At 46.1% G+C, this 10,042-nt stretch carries 13 protein-coding genes; 10 read left to right on the top strand and 3 right to left on the bottom strand.

Annotated elements, in window-relative coordinates:
* Positions 1-10 precede the first annotated feature (10 nt).
* From gntK to gndA, 3 genes are read left to right on the top strand one after another with little or no spacing between them, the layout of a single operon-like run.
* A complete protein-coding gene (gene gntK / locus AC1DUA_RS15025; protein WP_477500540.1) occupies positions 11-1,582 on the top strand; it encodes a gluconokinase in 1,572 nt (523 codons plus the stop codon).
* A 40-nt stretch (positions 1,583-1,622) separates the two neighbouring features.
* Positions 1,623-2,390: an SDR family oxidoreductase gene (locus AC1DUA_RS15020; RefSeq protein ID WP_477500539.1), complete on the top strand. Its 768-nt coding sequence runs from the start codon at positions 1,623-1,625 to the stop codon at positions 2,388-2,390.
* A gap of 32 nt (positions 2,391-2,422) precedes the next feature.
* Positions 2,423-3,835: an NADP-dependent phosphogluconate dehydrogenase gene (gndA, locus tag AC1DUA_RS15015; protein ID WP_477500538.1), complete on the top strand. Its 1,413-nt coding sequence runs from the start codon at positions 2,423-2,425 to the stop codon at positions 3,833-3,835.
* Positions 3,836-3,848: 13 nt separating this feature from the next.
* On the opposite strand, the gene AC1DUA_RS15010 is transcribed toward gndA, so the two are convergent.
* Positions 3,849-4,172, bottom strand: coding sequence for a hypothetical protein (locus tag AC1DUA_RS15010; RefSeq protein WP_477500537.1), 324 nt, complete (start codon positions 4,170-4,172; stop codon positions 3,849-3,851).
* 147 nt (positions 4,173-4,319) lie between these two features.
* Here AC1DUA_RS15010 and AC1DUA_RS15005 point away from each other — a divergent pair, with 147 nt between their 5' ends.
* On the top strand, positions 4,320-4,826 hold the full coding sequence (locus AC1DUA_RS15005) for a shikimate kinase (RefSeq protein WP_477500536.1): 507 nt from the start codon (positions 4,320-4,322) through the stop codon (positions 4,824-4,826).
* A 21-nt stretch (positions 4,827-4,847) separates the two neighbouring features.
* Here the strand turns inward: AC1DUA_RS15005 and AC1DUA_RS15000 are convergent, their stop codons facing one another.
* Positions 4,848-5,138 (bottom strand): rhodanese-like domain-containing protein, encoded by a 291-nt coding sequence (locus AC1DUA_RS15000; protein ID WP_477500535.1) that lies wholly within the window; start codon positions 5,136-5,138, stop codon positions 4,848-4,850.
* 50 nt (positions 5,139-5,188) lie between these two features.
* Between AC1DUA_RS15000 and crcB (AC1DUA_RS14995) the strand changes: the two genes are divergently transcribed.
* Genes crcB (AC1DUA_RS14995) through AC1DUA_RS14975 form a run of 5 tightly spaced genes read left to right on the top strand, consistent with a single transcriptional unit; the run spans position 5,189 to position 8,202 of the window.
* Positions 5,189-5,626, top strand: coding sequence for a fluoride efflux transporter CrcB (gene crcB, locus AC1DUA_RS14995; RefSeq protein WP_477500534.1), 438 nt, complete (start codon positions 5,189-5,191; stop codon positions 5,624-5,626).
* Positions 5,623-5,982, top strand: coding sequence for a fluoride efflux transporter CrcB (gene crcB, locus AC1DUA_RS14990; RefSeq protein WP_477500533.1), 360 nt, complete (start codon positions 5,623-5,625; stop codon positions 5,980-5,982). The genes crcB (AC1DUA_RS14995) and crcB (AC1DUA_RS14990) overlap by 4 nt, the downstream gene beginning before the upstream one ends.
* 26 nt (positions 5,983-6,008) lie before the next feature.
* Positions 6,009-7,181 (top strand): 3-phosphoshikimate 1-carboxyvinyltransferase, encoded by a 1,173-nt coding sequence (aroA, locus tag AC1DUA_RS14985; protein ID WP_477500532.1) that lies wholly within the window; start codon positions 6,009-6,011, stop codon positions 7,179-7,181.
* Positions 7,129-7,764 (top strand): C39 family peptidase, encoded by a 636-nt coding sequence (locus AC1DUA_RS14980; RefSeq protein WP_477500531.1) that lies wholly within the window; start codon positions 7,129-7,131, stop codon positions 7,762-7,764. The genes aroA and AC1DUA_RS14980 overlap by 53 nt, the downstream gene beginning before the upstream one ends.
* A gap of 12 nt (positions 7,765-7,776) precedes the next feature.
* Positions 7,777-8,202 carry a CoA-binding protein gene (locus tag AC1DUA_RS14975; protein WP_477500530.1) on the top strand — a complete coding sequence of 142 codons (426 nt, stop codon included), beginning with the start codon at positions 7,777-7,779 and terminating at the stop codon, positions 8,200-8,202.
* Positions 8,203-8,273: 71 nt separating this feature from the next.
* Here the strand turns inward: AC1DUA_RS14975 and AC1DUA_RS14970 are convergent, their stop codons facing one another.
* Entirely contained in the window at positions 8,274-8,882 is a 609-nt protein-coding gene (locus AC1DUA_RS14970; protein ID WP_477500529.1) for an NAD(P)/FAD-dependent oxidoreductase, read from the bottom strand.
* On the opposite strand from AC1DUA_RS14970, the gene AC1DUA_RS14965 reads away from it, so the two are divergent.
* Positions 8,881-9,702: a hypothetical protein gene (locus tag AC1DUA_RS14965; RefSeq protein WP_477500528.1), complete on the top strand. Its 822-nt coding sequence runs from the start codon at positions 8,881-8,883 to the stop codon at positions 9,700-9,702. The two genes, AC1DUA_RS14970 and AC1DUA_RS14965, sit on opposite strands and share 2 nt — an antisense overlap.
* Positions 9,703-10,042: the final 340 nt, after the last annotated feature.

Raw genomic sequence — 10,042 nt, 5'->3', positions numbered from 1 at the left:
ATATTAGCAAATGACAGACCAATTAAGTACCCTCAAGCCTTACATCATCGCGGCTGATATTGGTACGACAAGTACCAAAACGCTCGTCATTTCACGAGAGGGGAAAGTTCTTGGGTCTCACTCCATTGAATATCCTCTTTTTACACCGGCTGCTGATCGCGCCGAGCAAGACCCAAATCAAATTTTTGATGCTGTCGTGCAAGGGATCGGCGAAGTTGTTCGGAAGGTAGGCGTCAAGCCCGAGCAAGTGCTTTGCGTCTCCTTCAGCTCAGCTATGCATAGTCTCATTGCTGTTGATAAAAATACAAAGCCTCTAACTGCTTGTATTACTTGGGCAGACAACCGCAGCGCCATGTATGCGGCTGAATTAAAGCGCAGCGGTCTGGGGCAGCAGATTTATTCACGAACAGGCACGCCTATCCATCCGATGTCTCCTCTGCTCAAGCTAATGTGGTTCCGAGATAATGAACCAGGGCTAATGAAAGAGACATACAAGTTCATAGGTATCAAAGAATATGTCTTCGCGAAGCTCTTTGACCGTTATATTATTGATCATTCACTTGCCAGTGCAACAGGTCTATTCAATCTAGAGAGCTTGGACTGGGATGAAGAAGCCCTGGGTCAAGCCGGCGTTACTCCTGACCAGCTTTCAGAGCTAGTCCCAACAACGTATCGCGTTGAAGGCCTTGGCGCTGAGTACGCTTCTGCGATGGGGCTGGCCCAGGACACGCCGTTTATCGTCGGGGCTTCCGACGGTGTCTTGGCCAATCTCGGCGTTGGCGCCTTTGAGCCCGGCGTTGTCGCCGTCACCATCGGCACCAGCGGCGCGGTGCGCAGCGTAGTGACGAAGCCGCAAACGGACCCGGAAGGCAAGCTGTTCTGCTATGCGCTAACCGAAAAGTTCTGGGTCGTTGGCGGACCTATCAACAACGGCGGTATTGTTTTCCGCTGGGTACGCGATCAGATCGCTACCGCGGAGTCTGAAGAGGCACGCCGTCAAGGGATCGATCCTTATGATTACTTGACGGAGCTGGCGTCCCAGGTGAAAGCGGGCTCTGACGGTTTGTTGTTCCTGCCGCTGCTGTCGGGAGAACGCGCTCCGTATTGGAATGCTAATGCGCGTGGTGTTTACTTTGGCCTTTCGCTAAGCCATGAGAAAAAGCATATGATTCGCGCTGCTCTGGAAGGCGTCATGTTTTCGATTCAGGCAGTCGCTACGTCGCTTGAGCGAATAATGGGGCCAGCGGCGGTGATTCGCGCATCAGGCGGCTTCGCCAGATCCGAATTTTGGCGCCAGATGATGACGGACATGCTAGGTACTTCCGTTACGGTGCCGGATTCTATTGAAAGCTCTGGAATAGGGGCTGCGCTGCTTGGTTTACTTGCTATGGGCGAGATTGATGATTTGGCTCATGCACACAATTGGATTCAGGTTGGAACGGCTCACGAGGTGAATGAAAGCAATTATCGCGTATATCAACAATTGACATCTATTTATACAAGCGTATATCATCAGTTAAAAGATCAATTCGACGCGATAACCGCCTTTCAAGGTCAGCACCTTCGGAGCCCTCAATCATAAATAGCTTAAGCAAGCAAAATGCTAGAGGAGATGGAGACAAATGAATTTATTCGATCTTACAGGGAAAACAGCAGTAATTATTGGCGGTAACAGTACACTTGGAGGTTCAATGGCGATTGCTTTAGCCGGTCACGGCGCGAAAGTAGCTATTGTCGGACGCAATCAAGAGAAAAGCGATCAAGTTCGTCAGGAGATCGAAGCGATCGGCGGCGAAGCCCAAACTTTCCAAGCCGATGYAACGAAACGTGAAGATTTGGAGCTTGTGCTCAAGGAAGTTATCGCTTGGTCTGGCCGTGCTGACATTTTAATGAACTGTCCAGGGAAAAATAGTGCTACGCCTTTCTTTGACATTTCCATGGAAGAATGGGATTCTATTATGGAGGTCAATTTGAAAAGCGTCGTGCTAGCTTGCCAGGTGTTTGGGAAATATATGATTGATCGTGGCGAAGGCGGAAGCATCATCAATATTTCGTCTGTGTCGTCTGATCCACCTCTTTCACGTGTATTCACATACTCCGCTTCTAAAGCAGCCGTTAATAACATCACACAGAACATGGCCCGCGAATTCGCTCCGAGCCGTGTACGTGTTAATGCGATCATTCCTGGTTTTTTCCCAGCTGAGCAGAATCGTAAGATTTTGTCGCCTGAGCGTATCGAGTCCATTATGCGTCATACGCCAATGAACCGATTCGGTGAGGCATCTGAGCTACAGGGTGCTGCTGTGTTCCTTGCTTCTGAACAAGCTTCCAGCTTTGTTACAGGCTCTGTTTTAAGAGTAGATGGCGGTTTTGGCGCGATGACGATTTAAATATTTATATATCGGAAGGGTGTATGAGAGACGTGTCTAAACAACAAATTGGTGTAGTTGGATTAGCGGTAATGGGGAAAAACTTAGCGTTAAACATCGAGAGCAGAGGTTTCACTGTATCCGTATTTAACCGTTCTGCCGAGAAAACAAAAGAGCTTCTTCAAGAAGCAGAAGGCAAACAACTAGTTGGTACATACACTGTGGAAGAATTCGTACAATCCTTGGAAGTTCCGCGCAAAATTTTGATCATGGTCAAAGCTGGCGGTCCAACAGACGATACGATCAACCAACTGCTGCCTCATCTTGAAAAAGGAGATATCCTGATCGATGGAGGCAACGCATTCTTCCCAGATACACAGCGTCGCAACAAAGAACTGGAAGCACATGGTATTCGTTTCGTTGGTACGGGCGTTTCCGGCGGCGAAGAAGGCGCACTGAAAGGACCATCAATTATGCCAGGTGGTCAAGAATCCGCTTATAAATTGGTTGAGCCTATCCTTACAGCTATTTCTGCCAAAGTTGGCGACGACGCTTGCTGTACGTATATCGGACCAGACGGTGCTGGACACTATGTAAAAATGGTGCACAACGGTATCGAGTATGGTGACATGCAACTGATCTGTGAAGCTTACCAACTCTTGAAAGATGTTCTTAATGTAAGTACAGAAGAGCTTCATGAGATCTTCACAGAGTGGAACAACGGCGAGCTTGACAGCTACCTAATCGAAATTACACGTGATATCTTCACGAAATATGACCCTGAAACTGGCAAAGCAATGGTTGACGTTATCCTGGATTCCGCTGGTCAAAAAGGAACAGGAAAATGGACCAGTCAGAGTTCTCTGGACCTTGGCGTACCGCTTTCCATCATTACGGAATCCGTATTCGCTCGTTTCATCTCCGCAATGAAGGAAGAGCGCGTAGCGGCTAGCAAAGTGCTCAAAGGACCTGATGCTCCAGCCTATACGGGCGATCGCAAAGCATTTATTGAAGCTGTGCGTCAAGCGCTATATGCAAGTAAAATTTGCTCTTATGCACAAGGCTTTGCTCAAATGAGAGCAGCTTCTGATGAATATAAATGGGATCTGAAATATGGCAACATCGCGATGATCTTCCGCGGCGGCTGCATTATTCGTGCTAGATTCCTTCAAAATATCAAGGATGCGTATGACCGCAATCCGGAACTGAAAAACCTTCTGCTGGATTCTTACTTCACAGATGTGGTTGAAAACTATCAACAATCGTGGAGACAAGTTGTTGCAGAAGCAGTCACTCGCGGTATCGCGGTTCCTTCTTTCGCATCGGCACTTGCTTACTACGACAGCTACCGTACAGAAAGATTGCCGGCTAACTTGCTGCAAGCGCAGCGTGATTATTTCGGYGCTCACACGTTCCAACGTGTAGACAAAGAAGGTTCCTTCCATTTCAACTGGATGGAAAACTAAGAGGGCAGGGGCGTTACGCCTCTCCCTGTAAACCGTAAGCCGCTTCGCGCAGCCACATTTTCAAACKATCGGCTTCTTGATCGAAACCGTTCCGTCTGTGAATGAGCATCAAGGAGACTTCGGCAAAATAACGGAAATTTTTTAACAATCGTGGTTGAGCAAGACCTTGCACACGCGGGTCTTCTTCAGCCACTTTTTTCTTAATAAACTCCAAAATCCAAACAACATCCTCTTTGCACAAAACATAGCTCGGGTGTAAGATTTGTTCCAGTTTGCCTTGCGTGTGGTTGGAATAGGCAACAGTTGGGTTCAAAACTTCATCTCTCCTTGTCGGCATAAGGTTTCTCTTAAAATCTTAACTGTTTGTGTTGGAATTTATTCACACTACTATATGATTTTCAAATGGATTGTATTCATGACTATTCGGCTATGGTATGATGTTGGGAAAGTTTGTATGAACAGCATATGAGAAAAGGGGATTAACGTGACAACAAGCAATCTTGTAATTGTAGGTTTCATGGGGACAGGCAAATCAACCGTCGGTAAGGTGCTCGCTGAGCGTCTAGGATGGAAATTTCAAGACTCGGATGCCGTGCTCGAAGAAGAGCAACAGACGAGCATTGCGGATTTGTTTCGTCAATTTGGAGAAGCGCATTTTCGTTCATTAGAGAGTAAAACTCTTGAAGGTTTATTGGCTCATAGCGGGCAAATTGTGGCAACAGGCGGGGGCGCTGTGTTAGCTGAGGAGAATAGAGCTTGTATGCTTCGTAATGGCTTTGTCGTGGCGCTGAAAGCTTCACCTGAGGCAATCATTCATCGCGTAAGCACGGATATAAGTCGTCCTTTATTGCAGGGGAACTTGGAAGAACGCGTTCACACACTGCTTGAACAGAGAAAGTCAGCGTACGATTTCGCTCATACGGTGATCGACACGACGGAGCTAACGACGGATCAAATTGTAGATTTGATTATTCAGCAAGCTAATCTTTAAGAGGAAGGACAAGCGATAAGCTTAGTCCTCCCACTCCAACATACCGCCAGTCATGTTTTTAAGACCTTGATAGCCTTGTGCTTCCAAAAAGCCAAGTGCTCGTCCACTGCGATTGCCACTGCGGCATACTAGAATCACTTCATCCGCTTGCGGGATCTCGCCTAATCGCTCTGGCAGTTGGCCCAGAGGAATATGGATTGCACCTGCAATCATGCCTTCAGCCACTTCTTCGTCTTCCCGAACGTCGATGATTGCCAGCTTCTCGCCACGGCTTAATCTATCTTTGACGGCGGATGGTAAAATCGTATCCATCGTAGGACCTCCTTGTTTTGAAACGTGGGGTAGAAGCCCCATCACAAGTAATGATAGAAACATTAAGACAAGTTGTCAAACCTCGTGCAGCACCGGGAGTTGTTTATATGTTATTTATAGGTTTAGCTGGTATTCTCGGCGCTCTAGCGCGCTTCGGTCTCTCCACATTATGGAATCCGACAACGGCGACACTTTTTCCTTGGGGTACTTTTATCTGCAACCTAGTTGGCTGTTTATTGCTTGGTTTTATTACATTTACGGACAGGCTTCCGATACCTGCAAAGCTTCAAATGCCAATTACGACCGGTTTTATCGGTTCTTTTACTACTTTCTCTACGTTCAGCTATGAGACGGTACATATGTTTCACCAAGGACATCCGTTTTTCGCTCTTATTTATGTGCTTGGCAGTTTGTGGGGAGGATTTGCATTTACTTGGATAGGTGTCCGCTTCGCACTGCTTTCTCATAGGGGGGAGCAACTTTCATGAGCGCTTGGTTATGGCCGATAGGCTTAGTAAGTATTGGAGGATTCGTTGGGGCGATCAGCCGATATGGGCTCGGTACGTACATGTCGAGAAGGTTCCCAAGTTCTATTCCGTATGGTACACTGACAATAAATCTTTTGGGCTGTTTTTTAATTGGAATTCTTATGAGATATCACGCATTTGACGATTGGAAACTATTGATTGGGACAGGCTTTATGGGAGCTTTCACTACATTTTCTACCTTGAATTTGGAAAGCATTAAACAGCTCCGCGCAGGACTATGGAAAGCTTGGATGATCTATACGATGCTCAGTTATACCGGTGGAATTCTATTAACATTCATCGGATATTACATATAAACACATGCGAAGGAGATATTAACCACATGAAAGCCATTGTGAAACCTACTGCTAACCTACAAGGAGAAATTAACGCGCTTTCCTCCAAAAACTACACAACTCGTTATTTGCTAATCGGCGCGCTTGCGAATGGCACAAGCACGATTTATTACCCAGCTCATAGTGAAGACAGTGATGCAATGAGACGCTGTGTACAAGATTTAGGCGCTATCATTGAAGAAGATGACGAAAAAATTGTGATTACAGGTTTCGGTAAGAACCCTAAACACGTTGCTGAGTTAAACGTAGGAAATGCAGGAGCGGTTCTGCGTTTCTTAATGTCTACAGCCGCATTTTGCCCGGATTTAACCTTCGTTAACACTTACCCTGAATCATTAGGTAAGCGTCCGCATGATGATTTAATCGAAACTTTGCAGCAAATGGGCGTGGAAGTACAACATTCTAACGGTCGTTTGCCGATAACAATTAAAGGGGGCAAACCCCGCGGCGGCAAACTTACGGTTTCCGGAAACGTTAGCTCGCAGTTCCTTAGCTCTCTCTTATTCATGACACCTCTGCTAGAAGAGGATAGCGAGATTGAAGTGCTTCATGATTTGAAATCCAAAATTATTGTGGGCCAAACGCTCGAAGTGCTTGAGCAAGCAGGCATTGTTGTTCATGCAAGCGAAGATTTGATGCACTACCGGATTCCCGGTGGACAATCCTATCAAGCCAAAGAGTATGTCATTCAAGGGGATTATCCAGGTTCTGCGGCCATTCTGGCAGCAGCGGCAGTTACGAACTCGGATGTGCGAGTTCTTCGTCTAGAAGAGAATAGCAAGCAAGGTGAGAAAGCTTGTGTCGATGTTTTACGTGCGATGGGTGTTAATTTAACGCATGATAACGGAGTTGTGCATGTTCGCGGCAACCAAAAGCTGACCGCAGGGGAATTTGATGGTGATCACTTCACAGACGCTGTTTTAGCGATGGTTGCGGCAGCTGTGTTTGCAGAAGGTACATCTCGTTTCTACAATGTCGAGAATTTGCGTTACAAAGAGTGCGACCGAATCACTGATTACTTGAACGAGCTGCGTAAAGCGGGGGCTGACGTGGAAGAACGTCAAAGTGAAATTATCGTCCACGGCAAGCCGGAAGGAGTTACTGGTGGTGTCGAGATCGCCGCAACCAACGATCCAGACAAAAAAATCAGCAATGATTGATGCGCCTGTTTTTGCTCAACTGCCTGAATTGCCAGCAGGTTGTGAAGTAACAAGTTTAACGATGCTGCTGCATTACTATGGAATTACCAAAAGTAAGATGGAACTTGCTGCTGAGATGCCAAAAGRTAATACACCCATCAAGCTTAATGCGGACGGATCACCTGCTTATTGGGGGAACCCGAACATAGGCTTTGTAGGTGATGTTTACCGCAAGCAAAGGGGCTTTGGTATTTACCATGCCGGTCTTTTCCCGCAGCTTAAGACCTACATTCCTGAAGCGATCGATATTACAGGTGAGTCCTTCGAGCTATTTGAACAGCAGGTGGCAAGCGGTTATCCGGTCATTACATGGACGACAATTGATTATAATATTCCCTATAAATGGGTGACATGGGATACTTCGTTAGGACCTATTCAAACGACTTATGCGGAGCACGCTGTATTATTGGTCGGATTCGATGAGAATAATGTATACTTGAATGACCCATTAAGCGGCAAGAAACAGCTGCAAGTAAACAAAGCACAGTTTATCGATAGTTGGACTGCTATGGGGAAGCAAGGCCTCACTTACCTGAAAAAATAGGAGGTACTACTCATGACTTTTGAAAATCCGTCAAGGGAGCACATTAAGGAGCTTCTTGCGAATGCAGGCAATATTGCAGTCGTAGGTTTATCCGATAAACCCGATCGCACGTCTTATATGGTGGCTGCAGCCATGCAGAGCAGAGGATATCGAATCATTCCAGTCAATCCGAATGCTACCGAAATATTGGGTGAGAAATGCTACGCTTCGTTATCCGATATTCCGGAGCCTGTGGATATAGTCAATGTATTCCGCCGCGCAGATCAAGTCGTACCTGTTGCAGAGGAAGCAGTGAAAATCAAAGCAAAAGTCTTCTGGCTGCAGCTTGAGATCGTGAATGAAGAAGCAGCTCGTATCGCTAGCGAGGCTGGTTTAGAAGTCATTATGGATCGTTGCATTAAAGTTGAGGATGCCATTCTCAATCCGCGAAACAACTAAGCTAAAACTCAAAAAACCGCTTTTCTCAAACCGTTATGGTGAGAGAGAAGCGGTTTTTTTTGCGATAAAGCTTATGCTTTTAATACATCGTGATCGACGTAACGCGCTCCATTCAGTTCACTGATCACGTTAATGGCCACTTTGGCGCCATCTCCGGAAGTGACAATGGTGTGCATGGAAACACCGGCTATTGTGCCAGCTGCCCATACACCTTTGAGGCTGGTGTTCCCTTGTGCATCAGCATCGACAACGGTTTTGATACGAGGTTCTGTACCTGGTTTTGTCTGAATACCGGAGGCTTCTGCAAGGTCAACGGATAATCCTGTGGCAAGAATGACATACTTACCTTCATATGTACCATCTTCTGTCGTTACTTGAAAACCTTCGCCAACTTGATTCAGTTGTGTAGCTTTTCCTTTTACGAATTCAGCCCCGAATTTAGCGGCTTGCTTTTTGCCAATTTCTACTAAATCAGGACCTGTAATTCCATCTACACCATAATGATTTTCAATCCATGCGCGTTTTGTTACGCTTTGATCATTGTCGATAACTAATGTAGATTTGCCAGCTTTAGCTGAGAATAAGGCTGCACTGACAGTAAAATACGGTGGAGCGGAGAGAATAAAAAAGGCTCCAAAAAGGTGCCCAAAAACTAGAAGTATGAAGGAGGATTTACACATGTATAACAACTTCAATAACAACAACAACAACGGTACATCATCATTCGGAAACTCTTCTCAGGGTATGCAAGCATCTCACAGCAATCAAACGGCGCAAGGTTACCAGGGCAACRCATCCCAAAATCAGGGCTACCAGAAACAGTATCAACCTGTAGGGTATGTCCAGTCCTTCTACACACAACCAGTTTCGAGTAACACTACTCAAGGCTTTAGCCAGGGCAGCAATCAGAATCAGGGCTACAATCAAGGCCATGCTGCCACAGAGTCTTTTCATATGGCGAATTACCGGGAGAACCAGTCTGGCAATGACAATCATATTCGCAGCGATTCATCCATGTCATCACAATATCAACCATCCAGCTTCCAAAGCGCGTATTCTACCTATAACAGGGTGAATAACCAAAACGATGCAATCACCTCTAACTATTCTCAACCGACTACTTACTCCTACAGCCAGCCATCGATTACGAGTCAGTACACTAGCTCTTCCGAAATGAATCAACAGCCTAATGCTCAAACGTATGTTTCACCTAATGCCTACCATACGGCCAATTATCGTGGAAACCAACAAGGTCATGATGCATATCTGCGTAGTGATTCATCTATGTCTTCTATGCAATCCTACCAACCGAGCTACACATCTCAACAAAGTACACAACAAGGATATCAGCAGCAGGGGCAACAATGGCAACAGGGACAACAGGGTCAACAAGGACAAATCGGCTATCAAAGCTTCCAACAGCAAAACGCACAGCCGTATAACCAAAGTTTCAATAGCACTGGCATGGGACAGCAATACGGAAATAACTCCTCCCACTAATTGCTGCACGCATAGCCACATTCATAAGCGGGTCGATCCTCGACCTGCTTATTTTGTTTTGACAAACAGGCAAACAAGCTATACGATTTGATAAGAGAGGCTTATGCTCACCATGTAAGTTTTTTCGAGAACACTAGGCTTTGGCTTACGATGTTAGTTTTGTTAAAGCAAAACTTTTAGGAGGTAGCATACGTTTGAACTGGATGGGGAACTTACAACAGCTTGGCCGCTCATTAATGCTGCCCACCATTGCGCTTCCTATTGCTGCTGTGCTGCTTAGTCTTGGGAATCTACCTTGGGATGGGATTCATGCATCCGGCTTTGGGGATATGCTGCTGTT

This window comes from Paenibacillus sp. 01T422 (assembly GCF_056398785.1).
Note: the sequence above shows the minus strand (reverse complement) of the source record. Positions and strands in the feature narration are given on the sequence as shown.

Bases quoted from the DNA above. Each gene is read 5' to 3' on its own strand.
- gntK (WP_477500540.1), top strand. From the start codon at position 11: ATGACAGACCAATTAAGTACCCTCAAGCCTTACATCATCGCGGCTGAT.
- AC1DUA_RS15000 (WP_477500535.1), bottom strand. From the start codon at position 5,138: ATGGATACGATTTTACCATCCGCCGTCAAAGATAGATTAAGCCGTGGC.
- crcB (WP_477500534.1), top strand. From the start codon at position 5,189: ATGATAGAAACATTAAGACAAGTTGTCAAACCTCGTGCAGCACCGGGA.
- crcB (WP_477500533.1), top strand. From the start codon at position 5,623: ATGAGCGCTTGGTTATGGCCGATAGGCTTAGTAAGTATTGGAGGATTC.
- aroA (WP_477500532.1), top strand. From the start codon at position 6,009: ATGAAAGCCATTGTGAAACCTACTGCTAACCTACAAGGAGAAATTAAC.
- AC1DUA_RS14975 (WP_477500530.1), top strand. From the start codon at position 7,777: ATGACTTTTGAAAATCCGTCAAGGGAGCACATTAAGGAGCTTCTTGCG.
- AC1DUA_RS14970 (WP_477500529.1), bottom strand. From the start codon at position 8,882: ATGTGTAAATCCTCCTTCATACTTCTAGTTTTTGGGCACCTTTTTGGA.